Genomic DNA, 25,852 nt, shown 5'->3' on the forward strand with positions numbered 1-25,852 from the left:
CGCAGGCAGGGTTAACAGGTGGTTAAGGCGACCGGATCAGGCCGGGCGGCGCGCCTGCATTTCAGCGGCGAACCGTTCGAAAAGGTAGAAGCTGTCCTGCGGCCCGGGGCTCGCCTCGGGGTGGTACTGGACCGAGAAGACCGGCTTGCCGGTGACCGCGATCCCGCAGTTCGTGCCGTCGAAAAGACTGACATGCGTTTCGGCCACGCCTTTCGGCAGGGTGTCGGCATCCACCGTGAAGCCGTGGTTCATCGAGGTGATCTCGACCTTGCCGGTGGTCAGGTCCTTCACCGGATGGTTTGCCCCGTGGTGGCCGTGGTTCATCTTGCGCGTCTTGGCCCCCAGCGCCAAGGCAAGCATCTGGTGGCCTAGGCAGATGCCGAAGAGCGGCAGGTCTTTCGCCAGCACACCCTGGATCATCGGCACGGCATAAGCGCCGGTCGCTGCCGGATCGCCGGGGCCGTTCGACAGGAATACGCCTTCCGGGTCATGGGCCAGCACCTCTTCCGCCGTGGCGGTGGCGGGAAGGACGGTCACCTCGCAGCCGACCGAGGCCAGGCAGCGCAGGATGTTGCGCTTGGCCCCGTAGTCGATCGCGACGACGCGCAGCCCCGGCCCTTCGCGCCGCTGATAGCCCGCGGGCCAGGCCCAACGCATTTCGTCCCAGCGGTAGCTCTGTGCGCAGGTCACATCCTTGGCGAGGTCAAGGCCCACGAGGCCCTTCCAGGCCCGCGCCTTGGCGACCAGCCGCTCGATGTCGAACCGGCCTTCGAGGTCATGGGCAAGGGCCACATGCGGCGCGCCCTGCTGGCGGATCGCCCGGGTCAGGCGGCGGGTGTCGACCCCGCCCATCCCGATCCGCCCGATCTGCGTTAGCCAGTCGGTCAGCTCACCGGTCGCACGCCAGTTCGAGGGTTCGGTGGGGTCCCATTTCACCACCATCCCGGCGGCGACAGGCCGTGCCGTCTCGTCATCCTCGGGCGTGACGCCCACATTGCCGACATGCGGGAAGGTAAAGGTCACCACCTGTCCCGCGTAGGAGGGGTCGGTCATGATCTCCTGATAGCCGGTCATCGCGGTGTTGAAGACGAGTTCCGCCACCGTTTCGCCCACGGCGCCGAAGCCCTTGCCATAGATGATCGTGCCGTCAGCAAGGGCGAGGCAGGCGGTAGCATCGCGCGGCGCGGGCATGGGCGACTCTCCTGAGGGCAAATTGGCGCGAACCTAAGGGGTGGATGGCAGCGGGTCAAGGCCGCAGGGAAAAAGGATTATGAAGCAATGTCAACATCTTAGGAAAAGAACCCCCGGTTGCGGTCACCTGCGGATCAGAGTATTGTGCCGATCTGGGGAAACTGGGGAAAACCATTTCATGCTGCTGCGCGACCGTCTGCAGACGGCCTTGAAAGAGGCCATGAAGGCCAAGGATGCCGCGCGTCTTTCGACGTTGCGCCTGATCAACGCCGCCATCAAGGATCGCGAGATCGCCACACGTGGCGAGACCGACGCAGGCGAGGTGGGCGAGGCCGAAATCCTGCAGATCATGGGCAAGATGGTGAAACAGCGCCAGGAGTCTGCCAAGGCTTATGAAGAGGGCGGACGGCTGGAACTTGCCGAGAAGGAACTCGAGGAAATCACCGTCATCCAGGAATTCCTGCCGCGCCAGCTTTCACCCGACGAAGTGGCCGCTGCCATCGATGCAGCTGTCGCTGAAACCGGGGCGACCAGCATCCGCGACGTGGGCAAGGTCATGGCAGCCCTGAAGGCGCGCCACACCGGCCAGATGGATTTCGGCGCGGTGGGCGCTCTGGTGAAGGCACGGCTCGGCTAAGGGGCAACCTACCGTAATGAGTGGAGCGCTTCCTTCACCTCGCCGTGCAGTGCCATGCGTTCCTCTTCCGACAGAAAGGCCCCGAGTTCCACCTCGCGGCCCTTGGCCTTGAGCGTTAGGTAGTTCGGAACCGGTCCGCCTTCCTCATGCAGGGTGACGCGCAGCCAATGGGGATTGGCCTCCCATTCCTGCTTGCGACCCCCCGGACCATGCCGCGCAAGCGTTACCCGGGTCGGGGTGATGACCAACTCCTCCACGATGCTGCGATCCCTGCCATTCTTGCGAAGGGCAAGCCAGATCGCGGCCACGGTCGCGACCATGAAGGGCATCAGCGCCCAGACGACCGGGCTTCCCAGGACGGCGAGCATCGGCAGGGCGATCAGGAAGGCAGTGATCCCCAGGAACCAGACAAAGCCGCGTTGGGTAAGCGACCGATGCGGCCATGCGTGCAGCCGATACTCGGTGTCATCAGAAGAAAGCCATTCGTAGGGCATGGCGTGAAGTCTAGGCTATGGCAGAGCGAAGGAAAGCGTCGGGCTGTCGCAGGCAAGGCCATCGGGCCGGCACAGACCCGATCCATCCGGCATCAGCGGCCCAGGCTGGCAAGGAAGGCCGAAAGCGCCTCGCGGTAGGCCGCGGGGTCCTCGGCGAAAGAGCCAAGATGGTCGGCACCGGTCCAGAGTGTCGCGGTTGGCGCGCTGCGCTCCGCCGCAAGCGCCTCGGACGGGGCAAACGGAACGATGCTGTCCTGGGTGCCGTGGGCAATGAAGAGGGGACCGGGAAAGGCGGTGAAGACCCCTGCAACCTCGGCTTCGGACAGTGGCAGGCCGGTCAGCCTTGGAACCAGACGCCCGGCGGTCCAGGCAACTGCCCCACCCAGGAAGGATCCGTTGACCCTGGCCAATTGGCGCGTTACCGCCGAAAAACTGACTGCAGGGCTGTCCAGCGCAATCGCCTCGACCCGGTCCGCCAGCGGGCTTCGCGCGAGGAACTGGCCCAGAACGGCGGCCCCCATCGAGTCGGCTGCGACCAGCAGGCCCGGCCCGCCCGGCTCGGGGGCAAACCAGGCCACCGCAGCTTCGAGGTCCGGCCATTCCGTCAGGCCGAAGGCATAGCGACCCTCTTCCGACTGCGGCGCCCCGCCGTGATTGCGATAGGTGGTCAGAAGGACCGTCCAGCCCCTCTCATGCAGGATCGACAACTGGCGATACCCGTTCTCGCGCCGGCCGGCGATGCCGTGGACATAGATGGCGCGGCCGGCTTCCGTCCCCGCGGCCGGCACCAGCCAGGCCTCGACCGGCCCCAGCGTCGTCTCAAGAGTGATCGTCTCGAAGGGCAAGCCAAGCGCTTCCATCGGCGAGCCGACGTAGCCCACGACAAGAGGATCCTCTGGCGGGTCGGCCTGAGCAATCGCGGTGGCCAGCGGACCAAGCGCAAGCGTTCCGGCAACCGTCTTGGCCAGGAACCAGCCCGTCAGGGCAAGATAGCCGCCCAGCGCGAACAACGCGACGAACGCAAGGAACAGGACGACGCGCATCGGAAGACTCCCAGGAACCGGAAATGGGAAGGGGCCCCGGGATGTTCCGCCCGGGGCCCCCTCAGATCAGCACGCTCAATGCGCGTGCGACTTGTCCCAATCCTCACGCTTCGGCAGCTGCTCGAACGTGTGTTCGGGCGGCGGCGAGGGCAGGGTCCATTCCAGCGTGTCAGCGTATTCGTTCCAGTAGTTGTTCTCGGTCACGCGACGCCCGGCGAGCAGGGTATAAAGCACGATCCCGATAAAGAACACGAAGGACGCAAAGGCGATGAAGGCGCCGATCGAGGAGAACCAGTTCCAGTAGGCGAAAGCCTCAGGATAGTCGATGTAGCGGCGCGGCATGCCCTGGCGGCCCAGGAAGTGCTGCGGGAAGAAGGTCAGGTTCGAGCCGATGAACATCATCCAGAAGTGCAGCTTGCCCGCCCATTCCGGATACTGCCGGCCCGACATCTTGCCCATCCAGAAGTAGACGCCGGCGAAGATGCCGAAGACCGCGCCCAGCGACATCACGTAGTGGAAGTGCGCCACGACGTAGTAGGTGTCGTGATAGGCACGGTCGACGGCAGCCTGGCTGAGGACGATGCCCGTGACACCGCCCACGGTGAACAGGAACAGGAACCCGAAAGCCCAGAGCATCGGAGTTTCAAAGGTCACCGACCCGCCCCACATCGTGGCGATCCAGCTGAATACCTTGATGCCGGTCGGCACGGCGATGACCATCGTCGCCAGCATGAAGTAGCTCTGCTGCGTCAGGCTCATCCCGGCGGTGTACATGTGGTGCGCCCAGACGACGAACCCAAGGACCCCGATCGCCACCATTGCATAGACCATCGGCAGGTAGCCGAAGATCGGCTTGCGACTGAAGGTCGCGATGACGTGGGAGATGATGCCGAAGGCCGGCAGGATGATGATGTAGACTTCCGGGTGGCCGAAGAACCACAGGATGTGCTGGTAGAGAACCGGGTCACCGCCGCCCGAGGGCGTGAAGAAGGTGGTCCCGAAATTCCGGTCGGTCAGCAGCATGGTGATGGCACCGGCCAGCACCGGAAGCGCCAGCAGGATCAGCCAGGCGGTCACGAAGATTGACCAGGCGAACAGCGGCACCTTGTGCAGCGTCATGCCCGGGGCGCGCATGTTCAGGAAGGTCGTGATCATGTTGATCGCACCAAGGATCGACGAGGCGCCCGACAGGTGCACCGCGAAGATCGCGAGGTCCATCGCATAGCCGCCCTCGGCGGTGGTCGACAGCGGCGGGTAAAGCACCCAGCCCACGCCCGCGCCGGTGCCAAGGTCGCCACCGCCACCGGGGGCGAAAAGCGAGGCCACGGCCAGCGAGGTCCCGGCGATGTACAGCCAGAACGACAGGTTGTTCATCCGCGGGAAGGCCATGTCCGGCGCACCGATCTGCAACGGCATGAAATAGTTGCCGAAGCCGCCGAAAAGGGCCGGGATGACCACGAAGAACATCATCAGGATGCCGTGCGCGGTGACGGTCACGTTCCAGACATGGCCGTTCGGGGTGCAGGTCGCCGCGGCGTCGGCCACAAAGCGCATGCCCTCCTGGCACATGTACTGCACGCCCGGATGCATCAGCTCCATCCGCATGTAGACGGTGAAGATGACCGAGATCAGCCCGACGATGCCGCCCGAGAAGAGATAGAGGATCCCGATGTCCTTGTGGTTCGTCGACATGAACCAGCGGACAAAGAAGTTCGGCTTGTGATGATCGTGGCCGTGGATGGCTGCGTCTGCCATTGGCTGCTCCCGTTATTGGTCTTCACTGTACGCACCTGCAAGCTCAGCGCTTGACGGCACGCTCGGTTCCCTTGTGACCCGTCTTTACCCGCGCCATCGTGAGGCCGCAATGTCCGACTTTGCCGCAGCCGTCGGATTCATCACTCCGTCACGGCGAACGCGGCCGCCCGTGGCAGCCGCGTCGGAGGAGACCGGGTGAAACCGTTACTGCGAGACCGAGATGAGATAGGCGGCGATATCCTCGGCCCCCGACGCGAGCTTGAAGGACATCTTCGACTTTGCGCTGTCGTCACCCAGGGCCGATTTCAGGTAGGCTGCGGGATCGGCCACATAGGCGGCAAAGCTGGCTGCGTCCCAGACCGCGCCGGTGGCGCCAAGTGCGGCAAGCGATTCGCCGTAGGAGGAATGGTCGGGGTCCGAGGCAACGGCCCGGCCGATGATGCCGTAAAGGTTCGGTCCGGTGCGCCCGCCCTTCTGGATCTCGGTCCCGTCGGGGGCGATCACCGAATGGCAGGCCTTGCACTTCCTGAACTCTGCCTCCCCGGCCGCAGGGTCGCCCGCAAGTGCAGGGCCCGCCATCAGGGCGGCGGTGGCGGCGAGAAGGATGTACTTGGTCATGATGTCCTCATTCACTTCGGAAAGCCGCAAACCTTGCGCTTTCCCACCGCAAACATGGGCGAGGGGGGGCCTGATATGCAATAGCAACGTGGCCGCAGACCCCGCCTCCTAGCCGCAGGTCCGGACGAAGGCGCCCTCGAACTTCGCCATCAGGGCGGCGTCAAGGTCGGCCATCGTCACCGGCAGGCCCAGGTCGACCAGGCTCGTCACCCCGTGTTCGCGGATGCCGCAGGGGACGATGCCGGCGAAATGGCTCAGGTCGGGTTCCACGTTGATCGATATGCCGTGGAAACTGACCCAGCGCCGGAGCTTGATGCCGATCGCTGCGATCTTGTCCTCGGTCGGGCGCCCGTCAGGTCCCGGCCGGTCGGGCCGCTCGACCCAGACGCCGACCCGGCCGTCGCGGATCTCGCCCCTGACATTGAACTCGGCCAAGGTGGCGATCACCCAGCGTTCAAGGTCACGGACAAAGCAGCGGACGTCGCCGCCCCGGGCCTTCACGTCCAGCATGCAGTAGATCACCCGCTGTCCCGGCCCGTGATAGGTATACTGGCCCCCGCGTCCCACCGGATAGACGGGAAACCGGTCCGGATCGACAAGGTCGGCGGGCCTCGCGCTGGTGCCGGCGGTGTAAAGCGGCGGATGCTCCAGCAGCCAGATCGCCTCGCCCGCACGGCCCTCGTTCATGGCGGCGACGTGGCGCTCCATTGCGGCAAGCGTCTCGGGGTAGGGGGCAAGCCCCGGGATATGGATCCAGTCCACCATGATGCGCCTTCTATAGCCCGGCCCGCCGATGGGGGCGAGAGGCCGCGCGCCACGCCGGAAACCGGACGCGAAAATGGGCCTTCCCTTCCCGCGCGACTGCCGCTAGATAGCGGGCGTCCAAGGTTTGGCCCCATGCGGATGTGGCGGAATTGGTAGACGCGCAGCGTTGAGGTCGCTGTTCCTTAACCGGAGTGAAAGTTCGAGTCTTTTCATCCGCACCAGGCCGGTCTTCCGGACAATCTCGAAGGGCGCGGGGGGCAATCCCGCGCCCTTTGGATTTGGCGCACTGACCGGCAATCGACGTATCTTTCGTCCGATCGCGCAGCAAATCCGCAGACTTCTGCCTCCTTTTCCTGCAAATGCCCGTCAGCAGTGCAAATGCCCACTTCAACGTTGCATTAGTGTGGGGCTTTCGCTTTAGTCGGCCCATACCAGAAGGCGCAAAGCGCCCGGTTCATCAGGGAGACACGGGTGACGCTTGAGCCCCGCAGCGACGCTTTCGTCGCGTTCGAACACGTCCAGAAAAGCTATGACGGCGTGAGCCTCGTGGTGAAGGACCTGAATCTGACGATCGCCAAGGGCGAATTCCTGACGATGCTCGGCCCCTCCGGTTCGGGCAAGACGACCTGCCTGATGATGCTGGCCGGATTCGAGACCGCGACCCATGGTGAAATCCGCCTTGACGGCCGCCCGATCAACCAGGTCCCGCCGCACAAGCGCGGGATCGGCATGGTATTCCAGAACTACGCGCTTTTCCCGCACATGACGGTGGGCGAGAACCTGTCCTTCCCGCTGGAAGTGCGCGGCATGGGCAAGGACCAGCGCGAGGCGAAGATCAAGCGAGCGCTCGACATGGTGCAGATGGGCGCTTTCGCCGCCCGCCGTCCGGCCCAGCTTTCGGGCGGCCAGCAGCAGCGCATCGCGCTGGCCCGGGCCCTCGTCTTCGACCCTTCCCTCGTCCTCATGGACGAACCCCTCGGCGCCCTCGACAAGCAACTGCGCGAACACATGCAGTTCGAGATCAAGCACCTCCATGATTCGCTCGGCATCACCGTCGTCTATGTCACCCATGACCAGGGCGAGGCGCTGACGATGTCCGACCGGATCGCCGTCTTCAACGATGGCCGCATCCAGCAGCTTGCCCCGCCTGCCGACCTTTACGAACGCCCCGACAACAGTTTCGTCGCCGGCTTCATCGGCGAGAACAACAAGCTGCAAGGCACGATCGAAGAGCTTTCGGGCGACAAGGCGCTCGTCCGCCTGCCGACGGGTGAACTTATCGATGCGACTGCGGTGAACGTGAAGCAAAAGGGCGCCGCGACCCTCGTCTCGATCCGCCCGGAACGGGTGGAGTTCAAGCCCGAGATGATGCCGCCCGGTGCCCATACGCTGGATGCCGAGGTGGTCGAGGTCATCTACATGGGCGACATCCTGCGCACCGTGCTCAAGGTCGCCGGGACCGATGATTTCGTAATGAAGATGCGCAATACCCTGGGGCAGACGAAGCTCACCCCCGGCCAGAAGATCAAGGTGGGCTGGCATCCCCAGGATGCCCGCGCGCTGGACCCTTGATGAAGAAGGGGCCGCGACGAACGGTCCTTGAACGGAAACCAGAAACAGGGAGAACGACATGAAGAAGACCCTCATTCTCACGACCGCGCTGGTCGGCATGGCCTTCCCGGCCTTGGCCGACGTGACGGTCATGTCCTGGGGCGGCTCCTACGGCGCCGCCCAGACCGAAGGGCACCTGAAGCCCTTCACCGCCTCGACCGGCATCGCCACCACCATGGTCGACAGCGACAACCCGGCCACGCCGATCAAGGCCATGGTCGAGGCGAACAACGTCACCATCGACGTGGCAAGCCTTGAATATGCCGATGCGATCCGCCTCTGTGACGAAGGCGTGCTCGAGGTGATCGACCCGGCGATCCTGCCGCCCGGCAACGATGGCACCCCGGCGATGGAAGACTTCCTGCCCGGCGCGGTCACCGAATGCGGCGTCTCGACCGACATCTGGGCAACCGTCTTCGCCTATGACACCACCAAGTTCCCGAACGGCGGCCCGACCACGGCGGCGGACTTCTTCGATCTGGAAAAGTTCCCGGGCAAGCGCGGCATCCGCAAGGGCGCCAAGGCGGTGCTGGAATTCGCGCTTATGGCCGATGGCGTTCCCGCAGCCGAGGTCTATTCGGTCCTCGGCACGCCCGAGGGTGTGGACCGCGCCTTCGCCAAGCTTGACACCATCAAGTCGGAAGTCGTCTGGTGGGAAGCCGGTGCCCAGGCGCCGCAGATCCTCGCCGACGGCGAAGTCGTGATGACCACCGCCTACAACGGCCGGATCTTCAGCGCCCAGATCGCGGAAGGCAAACCGTTCCAGATCGTCTGGGACGGCCAGATCTACGAAAACGAAATGTACGTGATCCCGAAAGGGGCGCCGAACATGGAAGAGGCCAAGCAGTTCATCGCCTATGCCACCTCGACCGACGGTCTGCGCCAGCAGGCGCAGTGGATCAGCTACGGCCCTGCGCGGAAATCCTCGCTGATCGACCCGCTGATCTTCAATGACGGCAAGACCGAGATGGCGCCGCACCTGCCGACCCATCCCGACAACCTGAAGAACGCCCTGGAATCGAACTGGGAGTTCTGGGTCGACCGGGACGCCGAACTGAACGAGCGCTTCAACGCCTGGCTTGCCGCCGGCTGATGAAACCTGGCGCGGGGGGCTGATGTCCCCCGCGCTTTTCGACTGGACCGAACGATGGCCGACACCGCCCTTCTGACCACCGCTGACGGCCGCCCCCTTGCCGAGGCGCTGCTTGCCGCACAGGCGCGGTCGCGCCGCAGGGCCTTCCTTCTGGTCGCACCCCTTCTGATCTTTGTGGTCCTGAGCTTCATCCTGCCGATCGGGCAGATGCTGCATCGGTCGATCTACCACGATGGGTTCTCGGCGAACGCTCCCGCGATTGCTGCATGGTTCGCCGCGAATCCGAAGGGGACCGAGCCCGACGAGACCGCCTTTGCCGCCCTGGCCGAGGATTTTCGGGCAATGCAGGCCAACCGTACCGCGGGCGAGGCGGGGACCCGGGTGAACTATGTGCTGCCGGAATCGCGCTCGCTGTTCACCAAGACCGCCCGGTCGGCCGATGACCTTGCACCGCCTTACAAGGAGGCCTTCCTGGCTGTCGACCCGAAATGGGCCGACCCCCTTGTGTGGGGCGCGATGCGGTCGTCCTCGACGCCCTACACCGCCGACTTCTACCTGGTCGCCACCGATTTCGAGCGGGACGCCGACGGCAATCTCGTCCGCGTGGCCGAGAACCAGCGCATCTACATCTATCTCTTCATCAAGACCTTCATCCTCTCGGGTCTCATCACGCTGATCTGCCTTCTGATCGGGTTCCCGGTCGCGCATTTGCTGGCCACGCTGCCGATGGCCAAGGCCAACCTCCTGATGATCCTTGTCCTCCTGCCGTTCTGGACCTCGCTTCTGGTGCGCACGACCAGCTGGATGGCGCTCTTGCAAGGGGAAGGGGTGATCAACGACCTTCTCGTCTGGGTTGGCGCGATCTCGGAAGACGGGCGGCTTCGCATGATCAACAACCAGACCGGCACGATCATCGTGATGACGCATATCCTGCTGCCGTTCATGATCCTGCCGCTCTATTCAGTCATGCGGGTGATCCCGCCCAGCTACGCCCGCGCCGCGCGGTCGCTGGGGGCGACAAGCTGGACGACCTTCCGCCGGATCTACCTGCCGCAGACCCTGCCGGGGATCGGGGCGGGGTCGCTTCTCGTCTTCATCCTGGCGGTGGGCTACTACATCACCCCCGCCCTTGTCGGGGGCGCGGATGGCCAGCTTATCTCGAACCTCATCGACTTCCACATGGACAAGTCGAACTGGTCGCTGGCGGCCGCTCTGTCGGCGATGCTCCTTGTCGGGGTCCTGATCCTCTACTGGCTTTATGACCGGCTGGTCGGCATCGACCGCCTGAAACTCGGGTGACCTGATGGCACTTCCCACCTACGCCGACCCCCTGGAACGCGCCTGGCACCGCACCTATCAGGTGATCTGCGCGCTGGTGTTCATCTTCCTGATCGCGCCGATCCTGATCGTCATCCCGCTTTCCTTCAACGTCGAGCCCTACTTCAGCTTCACCGAGAAGATGCTGGCCTTCGATCCCGAAGGCTACAGCTTGCGCTGGTACGACACGCTTCTGACCTTCGGGATGCAGGCGCCTGAGGCGCCCCGCGACGGGGCGTGGTTTGCGGACATGTGGGCCAATTCCACCTGGGTGAACGCGGCGAAGAATTCGATCATCGTGGGCTTCTGGGCCACGATCCTTGCGACTGTGCTTGGCACATTGGCCGCCCTTGGCCTTTCACGCCCGGAGATGCCCTATCGCCGCACGATAATGGCGATCCTGATCAGCCCGATGATCGTCCCGATCATCATCATCGCGACGGGGATGTTCTTCTTCTACTCGAACCCCTGCGGGATCATCGGGATCGAATGCGGGCGGCTGACCTCGACCTATCTCGGGGTGATCCTTGCCCACACGATCCTGGGCATCCCCTTCGTCATCATCACCGTGACGGCGACACTCTCGGGCTTTGACCAGTCGCTGATCCGCGCCGCGCAGTCGCTGGGCGCGAACCCGCGCACGACCTTCTTCAAGGTGGTAATGCCGCTGATCCTGCCCGGGGTGATATCGGGCGCGCTCTTCGCCTTCGTCACCTCCTTCGACGAGGTGGTGGCCGTCCTTTTCATCGCAGGCCCCGACCAGCAGACGATCCCGCGCCAGATGTGGAACGGCATCCGCGAGGCGATCAGCCCGGCCATCCTTGCGGTGGCGACCATCCTTGTGGTGATCTCGATCGCGCTGCTGACGACGGTCGAGCTTCTTCGGCGGAGGTCCGACCGCCTGCGGGGCGTGACGGGGCGCTGATCGGGGGCTCCTCGTGCGCCTTCGGCTTCTCGTCGCGGGGGACAAGCGACGAGCGACGAAGTCGACGAGGAGCGGCTAGGGCAGCACCTGCAGCCAGACCCAGACCGTCGCAATCGAAAGCGCGGTTCCCAGAAGCACCGTCGAGGCCGCCACCCGCTTGGCGACCCCGTAAAGGTTCGCGAAGACATAGGCATTGACCCCCGGCGCCATCGCCGCCGTCAGGACCGCTGACCTGAGTGCGGCCTCGTCGAGGTCGAAGACCTGCGTTGCCAGAACCCAGGTGATCCCCGGATGGAGGACCAGCGACACGGCCGAGAGGACGGCAATCGCCCGAAGGTCGCCCTCGGGCCGGTAACGGTAGAGGACGCCACCCAGCCCGAAAAGCGCCGCCGGCAGCGCCGCCGCGATGACCATGTCGATGGCCGACCAGGCGATGGCGGGCAGGGGCAGGCCGGAAAGGTTGAGGACGAAGCCGCAAAGGATGCCGATGACCAGGGGCTGCGTCAGGATCGCCCGCGCGACCTGTCGGGCCAGGGTGGCGGCCGAGAGGCCCAGGCCCCGCGACCGGGCAAGCTCCATCAGCGTGATCCCGAAGGCGTAGAATACAGGCGCGTGGATCGAGATGATGGCGAAGTTCCCCTCCAACGCCCCGGCCCCATAGGCCCGCTCGGTGATCGGCACGCCGAGGAGGAGCGAGTTCGAGAAGAGGCCGCAGAATCCGAAGGCGATGCTGTCGGTGACAGGCCGGTCGAAGAGATAGCGCCCGGCAAGGAAGCCGGCGGTGAAGCCCGAGAAAGCCCCGATGTAGAACGACAGCATCAGCCCCGCATCATAGGCCCGGCCGAGGTCGAGCCGGGCGATCGAGGCGAAGAGGAGAAGCGGCAGCGCGAAGCCTTGTGCGAACTGCATCACCCCGTCGACAGAGGCCTCCTTCAGCCCCAGCCAGCGCGCCGCGACATAGCCGAAGCCGATGACGAGGAAGACCGGCAGGATGACGTCAAGAAGGACGCTCAATCCCGGCAAAGAGCGGGGGGTTTCACACCCCCCGCGCCCCCCGTGGGATATTTGTGCAGAAAGGAAGAGCCGGGGTCAGGGCAGGTTTTCATAAGTCACGGACATCCCGTCGAAGGCCGGGGCGACATGGGCCGGAAGTTCGGACCGGAGGGTCTCGTAGTCGAGGTCATTGTGCATGTTCGTGAGGATCGCGCGGGTCGGGCTGGCGCGGGCGATCCATTCCAGGGCGAGGGCGAGATGGGCGTGGGTCGGATGCGGCTTGCGGCGGAGGGCATCGACGATCCAGCAGTCGAGACCGTCGAGGATGGGCCAGCTCTCCTCAGGTATAGCGACTGCATCGGGAAGGTAGGCCAGGGGGCCAATCCGGAACCCGAGCGCGTCCATCGTCCCGTGCTCCGCCGCGAAGGGCGTGAGCGTCACCGCACCGCCGGCACCGGTCACTGTGACCGGACCCTCGAGGCTGTTGAGATCGAGGATCGGGGGATAGTCCGATCCGGCTGGCTGCACGAAGACATAGCCGAAGCGCGAGATCAGCGCCTCTTGCGTCGGGCCGTCGGCCCAGACCGGCAGGCGGCTTCGACGGTTGAAGACGATCTGCCGCAGATCATCGATGCCGTGCATGTGGTCGGCGTGGCTGTGGGTGTAGACCACGGCATCGAGGTGGCCGACGCCTGCGTCGAGCAGCTGGTCGCGCAGGTCAGGGGTGGTGTCAATCAGCACCCGGGTTGTGCCGCCCGCATCCTCTCGCGCGATCAGAAGCGAGCAGCGGCGGCGGCGGTTCTTCGGGTTCGCGGGGTCGCAGTCGCCCCAGTCGCCGCTGCCCTCGCCCAGACGGGGCACGCCCCCCGATGAGCCGCAGCCGAGAATGGTGAAGGTCAGCCGCGCCATCAGGCTGCCCGTGCCGGGAGGGCCGCCCGGGGAAAGAGCCGGTCGAAGTTCGCCGTCGTTTGTGCCGCAAAAGCCTCGGCCGTCAGGCCGAAGACCGGGGCGACGGCCCGGGCAGTATGGGCGACGAAGGCTGGTTCGTTGCGCTTGCCCCGATGCGGCGGCGGGGCAAGGTAGGGGCTGTCGGTTTCAACGAGCAGGCGGTCGATCGGCGCCTTCGCGAAGATTTCGCGCAAGTCTTGCGATTTCGGAAACGCGGCGATCCCCGAGATCGAAAGGTAAAAGCCCATTTCTAGCGCGGCCTCGGCGAGCCGGGGGCCGGAGGAGAAGCAATGCATGACGCAGGAAAAGGGCCGGCGCGCCATGCCTTCGGCCAGGATCACCTCCATATCCGCGTCGGCGTCGCGGGCGTGGATGATGAGCGGCAGGCCGGTTTCCTGCGCGGCCTCGATATGGATGCGGAGGCTCGTCTGCTGGATGGCCTTCGAGTCAGCGGTGTAGTGGTAATCGAGCCCCGTCTCGCCGATCCCGACAAGGCGCGGATGGCGGGCGAGGGCGACAAGTTCCTCAATCTTTGCAAGGGGTTCTTCGGCGGCGCTCATCGGATGGGTGCCGGCGGCGTAGAAGACGGAGGGGTGCGCCTCGGCTATGGCGCGGACCTGCGGTTCCAGCCGCAGACGGGTGCAGATCGTGACCATCCGGCGCACGCCGGCGGCATGGGCGCGTGCGATCACGCCGGGCAGGTCGGCGGCGAGTTCCGGGAAATCCAGGTGGCAGTGGCTGTCGACGAGGTCGAGGTTGTCTGGGGGCATCGTTCTTACCTTGCGGCGAGGGTCCCCGCCGTCTCGTCGATCCGGAGGAGCATATCCATGAGAAGCGCGGCAGGGTCAAGATTCACCGCCTTGCCGCGCCGTGCGCGGGCCGAGAGCGACTGGGCGAGATCGGCCCAGGCGCGGGCCGCCCCAGCCTGCGGCGAAAGGCGGCTGAGGAGCTGGGCCTCGCCCGGCGCGGCCTCGGGCGGGAGGGTGCCGGTCGTGCCGGCGCGCGCGAGGCGGGCGAGGAAGACGTCGATCAGCGTGACCAGAATGTCGAAGGTTTCGGCGGCGCCCCGCGCCGCCGCAAGCTCGGCCAGCGCCAGGGTCTGTGGGCGGTCGAGCCGTGGAAGGGTGGCGAAGAGGCGGGTGAGGGCGGTGTAAAGGGCAAGGCCGTCGAGGTTGGTCATCCGGAACGCTTCGCCCACCGAACCGGCGGAAAGCTCGGCCAGGGCCGTCGCCTCGTCCGGCGCGACGCTGCCCCCGGCGGCGGCGAGGGCTGCGGCAAGATCTTCGGGTCCGAGGGGCGCGAGCCGCAACTCGCGGCAGCGCGAGCGGATCGTCGGCAGAAGCCGGGCGGGCTGGTGCGAGATCAGGAAAAGTGTAACGTTTGCCGGGGGTTCTTCGAGAAGCTTCAGAAGCGCATTGGCGGCGGCGGGGTTCATCTCGTCGAGGCTGTCGATGATCGCAGTCCGCCTGCCGCCGTCGGCGGCGGAGAGGGTGAAGAAGGATTTCATCTTCCGCACTTCGTCGACCGAGATGATCTGGGACAGGGCGGTTTCCTTGTCGTTCGGGCCGCGGCGGAGAAGGAAGTTCCGCGGCTCGGCCAGTTGTAGCATCCGGCGGGCGACAGGGTGGTTGTCGGGGATGTCGAGCGTGGTCGGCGGGGGGGCGGCGAACATGCCGCCGTCATCCTCGGGCGTGGCCAGAAGGAAGCGGGCGAGGCGCCAAGAGAGTGTGGCTTTCCCCACGCCCTTCGGCCCGGTCAGCATCCAGGCATGGTGGAGGCGGCCGGAGGAGAAGGCGCGGAGGAACTCCGCCTCGGCGGCCGCGTGGCCATGGACGACCCGCGTTTCGCGCGGGTGCGGGGCGCCTTCAAGACGGTCGGGTTCGGGAAGGGGATCGGTCGCGGCCATGGGGGGAGAGTGCACCGGGGAACGGTCGGGGGAAAGGGGGCGGGAGGGTTGACAGTCAGGGAAAAGCAGGCTGAGAAACGGGTGAAAGGTCGGGCGGCAAGGGGTTGAGAACGCTGGGTTAATCGGGGAGATTTCGCAAGGGTTAACGGTCTTCCTTGCGTCTTCCTTGTGTCTTGCATCCGTCTTCCTGGAACGCTGCCAAGGCCGGGTTAACCATACGCCCCGAATCGCGCAACCGGGACGGGGGCACGGCGTCTGGCCGGTGGGGTCACAGCCTTGCGGGGAGCGCCTTCTCCACGATCTGCCAGACCCGGTCCGCCACGGCGTCGGCATCGCCATCGGCGTCGATCACGCGGAAGCGGGGGTGTTTCCCGGCCAGCGCAAGGAAGCCGGCGCGGGCGCGGGTCTGGAAGGCAAGGCCCATGTCCTCGAACCGGAGTTCGGCCCCTGCGCGGGCGGTGGCGCGGCCAAGGCCGATGGCGGGGTCGAGGTCGAAGAGGAGGGTCAGGTCGGGTTCGACACCGATCATCAGGGCATGGAGGCGGTCGACGGTCTCGGTCAGATCGCCCCGGGTGATGCCCTGGAAGATGCGCGTCGAGTCGGCGAAACGGTCGGTGATCACGATCTCGCCCCGGGCGAGCGCGGGACGGATGGTCTTTTCGAGATGGTCGCGGCGGGCGGCGGTGAAGAGAAGTATCTCGGTTTCCGCCGACCAGCGGTCGACGTGGCCTTCAAGGACGAGGCGGCGGATTTCCTCGGCACCCGGGCTGCCGCCCGGTTCGCGCGTGAGGGTGACGGCATGGCCCGCGCCCCGCAGCCGATCCGCCAGCCGCCGTGCCTGGGTGGACTTGCCCGAGCCGTCGATGCCTTCGAAGCTGAGGAAAAGGCCCGCCATTCAGCTGGCCGGCGACCCGACGTAGCGTTCGTAAAGCGACCAGCCCGCCGTCGTCAGGCGCTTGAGGAAACCGGCGGTACCGACGTCGGTCTCGGCCACAAGGGGAAAGCGGCGGTCGGGCAGGTCGGGGACATGGACGATGAGCTCGGCCACCGGCGTGCCGGCGGTGATCGGCGCGGTCAGGGGGCCGTTGTAGACGACCTCGGCGGTCATGCTGTCCTGGACGAGGGCGGGAACCAGAAGCCGGACGTCGGCGGCGGGCACGAGGCCGACAGTTTCTGCATCGCCCAGATGGACCGACGCCTCGGCCACCCGGACACCGGAGCGTGCCACGGTCTTTTCCGAGAACTGCCGGAAGGCCCAGGAGACGATGCGTTCGGATTCCTCGGCGCGCGACGCGTCCGAAGGGAGGCCGGTGATGGCGAAGATCACCCGACGGTCGCCCTGCTTGGCGCTGCCCACAAGGCCGTAGCCGGCCTCTTGCGTGTGGCCGGTCTTCAGCCCGTCGGCCCCGACGCCGAGCGCGAGGAGCGGGTTGCGGTTGCGGGCGTTGGCGGGGGCGCGGTCCTTGTAGTTGAACTCGGTCTCCGCAAAGATCGGGTAGTATTCCGGGAAATCCTCGATCAGATGCTGGGCGAGGATGCCGAGGTCGCGCATCGACATGACGTGACCTGCAGCCGGCCAGCCGCTGGAGTTCTTGAAGACCGAGGCGGTCATCCCCAGCGCGCGGGCGCGTTCGGTCATCTGGGCCGAGAATGCCTCTTCGGTTCCGGCAAGCCCTTCGGCGACGACGACGCAGGCGTCATTGCCGGAGTTGACGATCATCCCGTGGATCAGGTCGCTGACCGTGGGGCGGTCGCTTTCCTGCAGGAACATGGTCGACCCGCCCATTGCGGTTGCATTGGAGGAGACGGCGAATTCCGTCTCCATCGTCACCCGACCGTCGCGCAGCGCCTCGAAGAGCATCAGGATCGTCATCAGCTTGGACATCGAGGCAGGGGGCACCGGCTGGTCGGCGTTCTTGTCCATCAGGACGGTCTGGGTCGACATGTCATAGACCCAGGCGGCGGTCGACGCAGTTTCGAAGGCGCGGGCGGGCAAGGTGGCGCCAAGGAAGGCAAGACAGACAAGAAGCGTGCGGAGCATGGGTCAGCCGGGCTGGATCATTGCAGGAAGAAGGCATCGGCAAAGCCGGCGCCCTTGATGGCGGTGAGCTGGGCCTCGTCCCCGCGGGTGACGACGCTCCAGACGGCCTGGCCGTTGCGTTCGGTCTGGACGATCTGGCCGGTGATGCCGATCTTGGCAAGCGTCTCGACCGCGCGGGCGGCGTTGGCTTCCTTGCTGTAGGAGGCGATCTGGATCGAGCGTCCGGCCGCAGGGTCGGTGGCGGGCGCTTCGGCGGCCGGGGTGGCTGCTGCTGCGGCCTCTGCCGCGGCCGCCGCGGCGGCGGCCTCGGCTGCCTCTCTTTCCTCGCGGAGCTGGCGGCGCGTCTTTCTTGGTTCGGCCGGGGCTTCACCCGCGGTCGTCGCGGCGGCATCGGCGGCGGCGGTCACCTCTGGGGTGCGGGCATCGAGCGGAGCGCTTTCGACCGCGGCGACGGCGGCGTTCTCTGCGGTCGCTGCGGGTTCGGCGGCGACAGCCGCTTCGGTGCCTTCGGCGGCGGCTTCCGCAGCTGCGGCTTCTGCGGCGGCGGCAGCCTTGGCCGCCCGCTCGGCCTCGCGGCGTGCCTTGGCCTCGGCGCGACGTTCTTTCCAGGTCTTGGGCTTTGCAGGCTCGGCGGCGGCGGCATCGACCGCGCCTTCGGCTGCTGCTGCTGCCTCGGGTGCCGATTCGGCGGCTTCACCGGCCACGGCGGCACCCGTCGCGGCAAGAGCTGCGGCGGCGATGGCCTCGCCTTCGGTCGCTTCGGTCGCGGCTTCGACCGGGGCCGCCGCCGCGACGGCTGTCGTCTCGGGCGAGGTCTCGGCGGGCGGTGCAGCCTCGCTGCGCTTGCGGAGCGCGGTCACGCTGATCGTGGTCGGCTGCCCGGCAAGGATGCCGAGCGCCTCGGCCGCGTCCGACGAGATCTGCAGGGGCGGTCCGGGATTGTCACGCTCGCGCCGGAAGAGGGCGCCGTTCACCGACTTGCCGGTGGCGGGGTTCACGATCACCACGCGCTCGGGGTCGATGGCATCGGGGGAAGCGACCCAGATCCCGCCAAGCGAAGGGCGGCCGTCCCAGAGACCGCTGTCGGTGACCTGGAAGACCTCGGGGGCCTCAACATCACGCCCGCCTGCGGCCCGGAATGCTGCCGGAGAGGCGGTCGTCTGGCCCTGGGTGCCGCTTGCGGACCCGCCGCCCTCGACGCAGCCCATCAACAGTCCGGCCATCGTGACGCTGACAACGCCCAGCCGAAGTGAACCATGCGGGAAAACTGCTCTTGCCATGTTCCGCCCTCACACGCACGCGGTCTCAAGCGCCGCGCTTTTTCTGTTCCTGCCTGTCCGGTGAGCCCGAAGCTCTGGGGCTGTTTCCGCCCCCTGACCGCCCAGATCGCCTGCCTTTGACACAACATATCGTGTTGCAGAGCAACTGGAAAGGGCAGAGGCGCTACTGGCGGTTCACGATCAGCGGAAATCACCCGGCACGGGCACTTTCAGAATCGCCGCCACCCGCGTATGCCCTGCGGCGTCGGAGGAGTGGCGGAGTGGTCTAACGCACCGGTCTTGAAAAGTGATGAAGTAGGCCTCCAAGTATTTGATAAGATGTGATTTGTTCTGGATTTGTCCCAGAGTTTGTCCCAGATCAGATAGCGTCATCAAAAGCGGTTCTTGATATGAAGATCGGACTGTTCCGCATCCGTTCCTTTTGCAGGCGTAATGCCGTTGAACTTTGCGAAGTCTGACGATAGACGAGGGGCGACTGTTCGCACACAGATCAGGATGCCGTGCGCGATCAGGAAGCGTGGCCGAGTGGTTGAAGGCTCCAGTCTTGAAAACTGGCGTGCGGGGAACCGCATCGTGGGTTCGAATCCCACCGCTTCCGCCAACCACCCTTGGAATTTTCCTTGCTGAGCGGGTTGCGCTGAATTCATGCGTGATTTCAGAGGCTTGCGAGTGGCGCTCTTCAAATGAGACTGCCTTTCACCTGCACTAGGGTCCGACTTACACTGGACGTCTCTGTTTGCCAAATTTCGGCGTGCGGTTTCCCTGTTGTGCCGGGTTTAGCAGGGAATTTTGGCGGAAAAGGTCAGAACCTGCGCCTTCCCTTTCGCCTTAACTATTAGATATCAGTGGGTTGGCGACAAATTCCCTAGAGCATCGAACAGGGAATTAATGCGGCGTATCAGGGAATGCAGGGCCGCGAACAGGGACCTGCCCGCCAAGATCAAGGAATGGTCGCTGAGCCGGCAGGCCGAGCAGCTGTTCCTGTTCTGTCCAGTCGCTGGGTAGGTCGGCATGGACGACTGAGTCTACCGTGACTGTGGGACCAATCGATCCATTCAGGATGGCAGCCTGGATGCGCGGTGAGAGGAGCGCAAGCGGCAGGCGGGTGCGGATGTAGCTTTCCGAATGACCGCTCTCGCGAGCGATATCAGCGATCGACCGGTTGGATTTCAACGCACCGAGCCAGCAATGGGCGTTCAGAAGCGTTCTGTGAAGGTTGGGATCGGCAGCAGTGGCCAGAGAGCCTGCGATGATCTTGGCCTCGATGCCGCGGCGGCGGAGGCTGAACGGTGCCTCGAAGGCGAGCAGTGCGTCGTCCAGCGCATCGGGGGTAGGGTCAACCGGGTTGCCAAAGTGGTTCGGTCTAGATGTATCGCAACGTGATCGCGCACGAAGCAGACGAATTCGTCATGAAAGGTTTCGAGGCGCGTGATGCGGCTCATGCAGATTCCCGGCACAGTCGGACCTGCGCATCATGGCGCCCGGTGGTCCCGCAACACAAACAACCAGAATCGGGGCAATGGGTTGAGTGACGTTGTGGATGTTTGACCGAAAAGGCACGGAGACGTCAGGGAAAGCCACATGGAGGACAGATTGCTCAAGGTCTTCCCTCACGGGTTGTGGCGGTTTGGTTCGTCTCAGAGAAGTTCCGGGGTCAGACCCATCCCCTCAAGCCCGCGCTCCGGGCTGCCTCTAGAAGCTAGGAAAGTTGCCGGTGACGATCTCCTCTTCGAGTGACCGCATTGGGCCGACACCTACCTACTGGTCGCAACGGGCGGAAAGCGGACAGACAGGAGCGCCTCTCTGGAGCAAGGCTAGCTTTCCGAGGTCGACCAAAACACGCTTCAGGTTCCCAGTGATCCTATTCCAGCTGTTCGTTCAATCGCATGCTGGAAGGGCTCTTTCCAAAAGCGCGTGCGAAAGCGCGAGAAAGCGCCTGGGGTGAAGCGAAGCCACAGTCCTGAGCGATCGCCCCAATGGGTGATATCGTGGACATGACCAGCGTTCGAGCCACGTCCAGTTTTTCGGCGGCAAGTTCCCTCCTGAAGGAAGAGGCCCTTTCTCCCAGCATCCTTTGCAGGCGGCGCGGTTTGATGCCAAGGTCGGCGGCGACCGCAGAAAGAGTTACCGGTCCGGTCGATATCCTATTTCGGATCGCTTTGCGAAGAAGGTCGATGTCGCCCGCAGGACCGCCGGTTTCCTTGGCACTTCCGATGCTGGCAACTTCGCCTCGCCAATGCAGGCGAAGCGGGCGGAGCAACCAGTCGGCACTGAAGGAAATGACCACTCCGCCCTCTTTCAGCCGGGCGACCGATGACGGCGGAAGCATCGAGGCAGGCAGTGAAGCCGGGTCCGGAATGCTGACCATGACACCTTCCAGACTGGGAGTCTCGAGTTCATCGGCCAGAATGGCCAGAAAGGCGGCCGCGTTCAACGTATCAACCCTTGCGGTTCGAACGTTGACCAGCGCACGTCCTCGCAGCCGCAGGAAAGCGGTTCGTCCGTCAGAGGTAAGTTCGTAATGCGTGTTCGTAACCGTGTTTCGAAAGATCGAGATAAGCCGCAGAAAGCACTCGCCGAGGCTGTGCGACCCGCTTCGTGCCTCAACAAGGGCCGGAATGCCGCTTCTCGCGATTGCCGCGCCTGCCCTTGCCGGAAAACATGGATCGTCGAGCGCAAGGGCCATGATGTCGAGCAGTTGATAGTAGGAAGACGCGGGAATGACATCGTCCATGGCAATATGATCCGGTGGCGGCAGTCCGGCTTCCCGAAAGGCAAGATCCGGGGACCCGCCTTCGGCCAGGAATGGCTGCACGAGCGCCAGCACCACAAAGCCTCGGGTCAACGGAATTCCGTTTGTCATGCCGGTATCTCCCGTTTCGCGCGCATCTCGTCATCTTGCCCGCACGTATCATGATCTACCAGATTTTCTAGCCGCTGGCGTGTCGAGAAACGCGCCGAACCGTGATCCGTGCAATGCTGACGTATCGGAGCGGTGGCGCAAATTGCAAATGCCTGGCCTCCGGCACGAACAGATTGCTTCAGGCAGAGAAAGGGTCACCCAAATGATCAGGCAATTTCAGTTGGTTCTTGCCGCTGTCCTTGGGCTCGGGAACTCGATGTCACTCGCTCAAGAAGCATCGGAAGCCCCGCAGCTTGCAAACCCGGCCGCCGTCTTTTGCGTCGAGACCGGCGGCACCTACAAGACCGTCATGGAAGATGCCGGAGAGCGCGGCATCTGCGTGCTGCCTGATGGCAGCGAGGTCGACGCCTGGGAGCATTTCCGGGCGCAGCAGGGTGCCCTTCCGCCCGATAACGCGGGCCGGGTCTTTGCCGACAGGATCTGGTCCGGCGGGCCGATCCTCACGATGGACGACACGGCAATGCGGGCCGAGGCGCTGGCCGAGAAGGATGGCTACATCGTTGCTGTCGGGCCGCTGGGCGAAGTGATGCCGTTCATGGGTCCCGAAACCGAGATGGTCGACCTTGCCGGGCAGACCCTGATCCCCGGCTTCGTCGATGCACATGGCCATGTGTTCATGGTGGGCATTCAGGCCCTTTCGGCGAATCTGCTGCCGCCCCCGGATGGCGGCGTCGACAGTATCGCCGCCCTGCAGGATACGATGCGTTCCTTCCTGGCCGAAAACGGCGCGCTGGTCGAACGGGCCGGCGTCCTGATCGGGTTCGGCTACGACGACGCGCAACTGGCCGAGCAGCGTCACCCGACGCGCGACGACCTTGACGCGATCTCTTCCGACATCCCGATCTATGTCCTGCACCAGTCGGGCCACCTCGGTTCAGCCAACTCGAAGGCGCTGGAGATTGCCGGTATCACGGCCGAGACGCCCGACCCGGCGGGTGGTGTCATCCGGCGGCAGGAGGGCAGCACCGAGCCGAACGGTGTGATGGAGGAGAACGCAAGCGCGTTTATTGCCTTCAAGTTGCTTGGCAATCTGGATGCCGACGCGCAGAAGGCGATCTTCCGGGCGGGGCTGAAGCTGGTGGCAAGTTTCGGCTACACCACGGCACAGGAAGGACGCTCGACGCCCCCCGTGGCCAGGCTGATGCAGGACGTAGCTACGAACGAAGGCATCGACATCGACGTCGTGACCTATCCCGACATTCTGGTGGACCGCGAGTTCATCCTGGCGAACGCCTCGCGCGACTACACCGACCGTTTCCGCGTCGGCGGTGCGAAACTCACCATCGACGGTTCGCCCCAGGGTTTCACGGCGCTGCGGGATCGGCCCTATTACAACCCGCCGGCCGGATTCCGGGCAGACTACAAGGGCTATGCCGCCGCCAGCGCCGACCAGGTGTTCGACGCCATAGACTATGCCTTTGCCAACGGCATCCAGATCCTGACCCATGCGAACGGGGAAGGTGCGTCCGACATGCTGATCGCCGCAATCCAGACCGCGACCGACAAGTACGGACCCGCCGACCGCCGGCCGGTGCTGATCCACGGCCAGTTCATGCGCGAGGATCAGGTGGATGCCTACAACCGCCTGAACGTCTTCCCCTCGCTTTTCCCGATGCACACCTTCTACTGGGGCGACTGGCATCGTGACCGTACCGTGGGCCCTGCGGCCGCCGACAACATTTCGCCCACCGGCTGGGTGCGCAAGCGGGGCATGATGTTCTCCAGCCACCACGATGCTCCAGTGGCCTTTCCCGACGCCATCCGCATCCTTGACGCCACCGTCACTCGGCGTTCGCGTTCGGGAGACATCATCGGCCCGGACCAGCGGGTGGATGTCATCACGGCGCTGAAGGCGCTGACGATCTGGCCGGCCTACCAGCATTTCGAGGAAGACCTGAAAGGGTCGCTCGAAACCGGCAAGCTGGCCGACCTCGTGATCCTTTCCGCCGACCCGACCGCGATCGACCCCGAGGCGCTGGACACGATCAAGGTGGTGCAGACGATCAAGGAAGGCGAGACGATATATGCCGCCGACAAGCGGCAGGGTAGGCTGGAGTATCGCCCGATGCTGGACGGGGCTGACCCCTACGCCGATTTCCTGCGGATCCTTGCCGTGACCCGCGATACGGGCGGGGAGGGGTTCCGGGGAATGCCTGCCTCGAAGCTGGCGGCCATGCCGCATTCCGGCGCCTGCGTTGCCCGGACCTTGGGAGACCTCATGACCGCAAGCCTGGTGCGGGAGGGTGCAACCGCGGCCGGCATTGCAGAAAACTGATCCAGGTTCCGGGGCCGCAGCCCATGCAAGGACCAAGAGGGTCCTGATCGAACAGTCGGGGTGGGCTGCGTCTTCCTCGTCTCTTGCTCAGGTCGCGAGGCCGAATCACCGATCCAGTCAAATGAAGGATGATCACAGATGTGCACGGGAATTCGCCTGGTCGCTGCGGACGGCGCGCCGGTCTTTGGCCGGACGATGGAGTTTGGCGCTGATCTCATCAGCTTCAACCTGATGGTGGTGCCGCGCGGCACGGCTTTCGCAGGGACAACCCCCGACGGACAGGATGGAATGCAATGGACTGCTGCGCATGGCTTTGTCGCGGCCATTCCCTTTGACATTCCCGGCGCGATGGAAGGCGTGAACGAGGCAGGCCTGCAGGCCGGGGCCTTCTTCTTCCAGCCATTTGCCCGCGCGCGGTTTCAGGACGCCGATCCAAAGGCAAGGGACAGGACACTGTCGAACTGGGAACTCCTGACCTATCTTCTTTCCCGGGCGGCCAGCGTGGCAGAGGCGCGGAAGCTGCTTGCCGAGGTTCTGGTCGTCAGCACGGCCCCCCATCCTGCGCATCCCGGATGGGATTTCCAGCCCAGCGTGCACTTCGCCCTGAACGACGAGACCGGGGCCGCGATTGTCGTGGAATACCTCGACGGCCAGCTGCAGGTCTTCGACAACCCGCTGGGTGTGATCACCAACCCGCCGGATTTCCCCTGGCACCAGGAAAACCTGCGCCAGTTCACCAGCCTGCCGGTCGACAAGGTGCCACCTTTCCCGCGCGTAGCAGGCGAGACGGGACCGTCTGGCCTCGACATCGGGAAGAAAGCCAACCTTCCGGGCGAGATCACCTCGCCGAACCGCTTTGTCCGCGCGGCGGTCTACAGCCAGAACGCCTTGCCCTTCGCGAACGGCACCGAAGGGGTGCAGCGCGTGCTCAACATCCTGAACAACTTCGACATCCCGCTCGGTTACAAGCAGTACCAGCATGTCGACGGCCGCGTCTTCCCGCAGTACACGCAATGGACCAGCGTGACCGATATTCGCGGCCGGAAGCTGTTTTTCCGGACCTTCGGCAACCCGAACCTGCAGGTCATCGACCTCCACGATCTCGACTTGAGCAAAGGAAAGGTCCGACGCATCCCAGTCAGCAGCGACTTCTCGGCGCACTCCGTGATCTGACAAAGGTCGCGCTTCACTCCGGCAACGGGCTTCCGAGGCCAACTGAGGACAGGCTGCGGTTCGTACCAGAGCGCCCTCCCTGGCATGTAACTGCTGTGGCGCCAGATTGCGCGAGATGGTTAGTCAGGCCGGTGCGACGACGCTCTAGCGGTGCCATTACGGCGACTGACCCTAAGGGCCGAGTGCATCGTCGGGCCGCCATCGCAAGGGGCGGAAGCGGTCCTCTGTTCCAGTTCCAATGTTCGGTCCGTCAAGCGGATCGTTAGCACTGCCGCGGCGCGATGCCCTGTGCATCCGGCACAGGTCGACGGGGGCGGTGCAATCAGGGATTGGATCGCGCCGCCAAGGTGCTGCCAAATGTCCGGTGCGCTGGCTCTGCAGCATATGACGACCGAGGCCGAGACATGGTCAGGTGATGCCCGACGATCGCGCAGGCAGGACTTCCAGTTCCTGACGGGCCGTTCCAAGGCCCGCGGGTCGGCGCAGACTGCACTTACGCCTGCGCTGCCCATTCAGCCGCCACGGCCCAACCCAGAGTATTTGTCGAACAGCAACCCAACGAAGCTCTACTGGAGACCGACGGAGCCGAACAGGACACGCTTGTTGGTGACGCACAGCAGTTGCACCCGCCGAACGTGCCGCGCATGGCAACCGGCGCGACGGTAGAAAGCGCATAAAGCGGCGCGGGCGCGGGGGACGCTGGCGGGCCGAAGAGGGATGCCTTTTGGACCTCCACGGTCGATACTGCCGGGAAGACCCGCCCTTCCAGCACTGTGCCCCAGACCTTGACATCCTTGATCGCCTCGGGGGCGACGGAGAGGGGATCATCTTCAAGGATGGTGAAGTTAGCGAGCTTCCCGGGGG

The 25,852-nt window shown here is 64.9% G+C and carries 21 protein-coding genes and 2 tRNA genes; 9 read left to right on the forward strand and 14 right to left on the reverse strand.

All coding sequences use genetic code 11. The features are described from left to right. Positions 1–36: 36 nt before the first annotated feature. Complete coding sequence (gene carA, locus AC2D9V_RS16320; RefSeq protein ID WP_484715165.1) at positions 37–1,191, reverse strand: glutamine-hydrolyzing carbamoyl-phosphate synthase small subunit; 1,155 nt, start codon at positions 1,189–1,191, stop codon at positions 37–39. 178 nt (positions 1,192–1,369) lie between these two features. Here carA and AC2D9V_RS16325 point away from each other — a divergent pair, with 178 nt between their 5' ends. Next, positions 1,370–1,828, forward strand: a complete 459-nt coding sequence (locus AC2D9V_RS16325) for a GatB/YqeY domain-containing protein (protein ID WP_484715166.1) — start codon at positions 1,370–1,372, stop codon at positions 1,826–1,828. An 8-nt stretch (positions 1,829–1,836) separates the two neighbouring features. Here AC2D9V_RS16325 and AC2D9V_RS16330 read toward each other — a convergent pair whose 3' ends face one another. From AC2D9V_RS16330 to lipB, 5 genes are all read right to left on the reverse strand, one after another. Beyond that, positions 1,837–2,322 carry a DUF2244 domain-containing protein gene (locus AC2D9V_RS16330; RefSeq protein ID WP_484715167.1) on the reverse strand — a complete coding sequence of 162 codons (486 nt, stop codon included), beginning with the start codon at positions 2,320–2,322 and terminating at the stop codon, positions 1,837–1,839. A gap of 92 nt (positions 2,323–2,414) precedes the next feature. After that, on the reverse strand, positions 2,415–3,365 hold the full coding sequence (locus tag AC2D9V_RS16335; RefSeq protein ID WP_484715168.1) for an alpha/beta hydrolase: 951 nt from the start codon (positions 3,363–3,365) through the stop codon (positions 2,415–2,417). A 75-nt stretch (positions 3,366–3,440) separates the two neighbouring features. Then, positions 3,441–5,120, reverse strand: a complete 1,680-nt coding sequence (ctaD, locus tag AC2D9V_RS16340) for a cytochrome c oxidase subunit I (RefSeq protein WP_484715169.1) — start codon at positions 5,118–5,120, stop codon at positions 3,441–3,443. A 204-nt stretch (positions 5,121–5,324) separates the two neighbouring features. Then, on the reverse strand, positions 5,325–5,738 hold the full coding sequence (locus tag AC2D9V_RS16345; RefSeq protein ID WP_484715170.1) for a c-type cytochrome: 414 nt from the start codon (positions 5,736–5,738) through the stop codon (positions 5,325–5,327). A gap of 108 nt (positions 5,739–5,846) precedes the next feature. Beyond that, on the reverse strand, positions 5,847–6,503 hold the full coding sequence (lipB, locus tag AC2D9V_RS16350; RefSeq protein ID WP_484715171.1) for a lipoyl(octanoyl) transferase LipB: 657 nt from the start codon (positions 6,501–6,503) through the stop codon (positions 5,847–5,849). A 134-nt stretch (positions 6,504–6,637) separates the two neighbouring features. On the opposite strand from lipB, the gene AC2D9V_RS16355 reads away from it, so the two are divergent. The 5 genes from AC2D9V_RS16355 to AC2D9V_RS16375 all read left to right on the forward strand — a co-directional run bounded on the left by AC2D9V_RS16355 (position 6,638) and on the right by AC2D9V_RS16375 (position 11,449). Beyond that, positions 6,638–6,724, forward strand: a tRNA-Leu gene (locus AC2D9V_RS16355). Between the two features lie 250 nt (positions 6,725–6,974). Continuing rightward, on the forward strand, positions 6,975–8,075 hold the full coding sequence (locus AC2D9V_RS16360) for an ABC transporter ATP-binding protein (protein WP_484715172.1): 1,101 nt from the start codon (positions 6,975–6,977) through the stop codon (positions 8,073–8,075). A gap of 58 nt (positions 8,076–8,133) precedes the next feature. Further along, a complete protein-coding gene (locus tag AC2D9V_RS16365) occupies positions 8,134–9,207 on the forward strand; it encodes an ABC transporter substrate-binding protein (protein WP_484715173.1) in 1,074 nt (357 codons plus the stop codon). A 54-nt stretch (positions 9,208–9,261) separates the two neighbouring features. Beyond that, positions 9,262–10,506, forward strand: a complete 1,245-nt coding sequence (locus tag AC2D9V_RS16370; protein WP_484715174.1) for an ABC transporter permease — start codon at positions 9,262–9,264, stop codon at positions 10,504–10,506. 4 nt (positions 10,507–10,510) lie between these two features. Continuing rightward, positions 10,511–11,449, forward strand: coding sequence for an ABC transporter permease (locus AC2D9V_RS16375; protein ID WP_484715175.1), 939 nt, complete (start codon positions 10,511–10,513; stop codon positions 11,447–11,449). 75 nt (positions 11,450–11,524) lie between these two features. Here AC2D9V_RS16375 and AC2D9V_RS16380 read toward each other — a convergent pair whose 3' ends face one another. The 7 genes from AC2D9V_RS16380 to AC2D9V_RS16410 all read right to left on the reverse strand — a co-directional run bounded on the left by AC2D9V_RS16380 (position 11,525) and on the right by AC2D9V_RS16410 (position 18,560). After that, entirely contained in the window at positions 11,525–12,463 is a 939-nt protein-coding gene (locus tag AC2D9V_RS16380) for an AEC family transporter (protein WP_484715176.1), read from the reverse strand. A 75-nt stretch (positions 12,464–12,538) separates the two neighbouring features. Beyond that, the gene (locus AC2D9V_RS16385) at positions 12,539–13,351 is read right to left on the reverse strand and encodes an MBL fold metallo-hydrolase (protein ID WP_484715177.1); all 813 of its coding nucleotides are present in this window, start codon (positions 13,349–13,351) and stop codon (positions 12,539–12,541) included. After that, positions 13,351–14,160, reverse strand: coding sequence for a TatD family hydrolase (locus AC2D9V_RS16390; protein ID WP_484715178.1), 810 nt, complete (start codon positions 14,158–14,160; stop codon positions 13,351–13,353). The genes AC2D9V_RS16385 and AC2D9V_RS16390 overlap by 1 nt, the downstream gene beginning before the upstream one ends. A gap of 5 nt (positions 14,161–14,165) precedes the next feature. Continuing rightward, a complete protein-coding gene (locus AC2D9V_RS16395; protein ID WP_484715179.1) occupies positions 14,166–15,296 on the reverse strand; it encodes a DNA polymerase III subunit delta' in 1,131 nt (376 codons plus the stop codon). Positions 15,297–15,564: 268 nt separating this feature from the next. Continuing rightward, complete coding sequence (gene tmk / locus AC2D9V_RS16400) at positions 15,565–16,191, reverse strand: dTMP kinase (RefSeq protein ID WP_484715180.1); 627 nt, start codon at positions 16,189–16,191, stop codon at positions 15,565–15,567. Then, positions 16,192–17,337 carry a D-alanyl-D-alanine carboxypeptidase family protein gene (locus AC2D9V_RS16405; RefSeq protein WP_484715181.1) on the reverse strand — a complete coding sequence of 382 codons (1,146 nt, stop codon included), beginning with the start codon at positions 17,335–17,337 and terminating at the stop codon, positions 16,192–16,194. A 17-nt stretch (positions 17,338–17,354) separates the two neighbouring features. Further along, positions 17,355–18,560: a hypothetical protein gene (locus AC2D9V_RS16410; RefSeq protein ID WP_484715182.1), complete on the reverse strand. Its 1,206-nt coding sequence runs from the start codon at positions 18,558–18,560 to the stop codon at positions 17,355–17,357. A gap of 568 nt (positions 18,561–19,128) precedes the next feature. On the opposite strand from AC2D9V_RS16410, the gene AC2D9V_RS16415 reads away from it, so the two are divergent. Beyond that, a tRNA-Ser gene (locus tag AC2D9V_RS16415) sits at positions 19,129–19,218 on the forward strand. A 1,260-nt stretch (positions 19,219–20,478) separates the two neighbouring features. On the opposite strand, the gene AC2D9V_RS16420 is transcribed toward AC2D9V_RS16415, so the two are convergent. Continuing rightward, positions 20,479–21,480, reverse strand: a complete 1,002-nt coding sequence (locus tag AC2D9V_RS16420) for a helix-turn-helix transcriptional regulator (protein ID WP_484715183.1) — start codon at positions 21,478–21,480, stop codon at positions 20,479–20,481. A 256-nt stretch (positions 21,481–21,736) separates the two neighbouring features. Between AC2D9V_RS16420 and AC2D9V_RS16425 the strand changes: the two genes are divergently transcribed. Further along, the gene (locus AC2D9V_RS16425; RefSeq protein WP_484715184.1) at positions 21,737–23,815 is read left to right on the forward strand and encodes an amidohydrolase family protein; all 2,079 of its coding nucleotides are present in this window, start codon (positions 21,737–21,739) and stop codon (positions 23,813–23,815) included. Between the two features lie 138 nt (positions 23,816–23,953). After that, positions 23,954–24,988 (forward strand): linear amide C-N hydrolase, encoded by a 1,035-nt coding sequence (locus AC2D9V_RS16430; protein WP_484715185.1) that lies wholly within the window; start codon positions 23,954–23,956, stop codon positions 24,986–24,988. Positions 24,989–25,852 lie beyond the last annotated feature (864 nt).

This window comes from Tabrizicola sp. T46 (assembly GCF_057219895.1).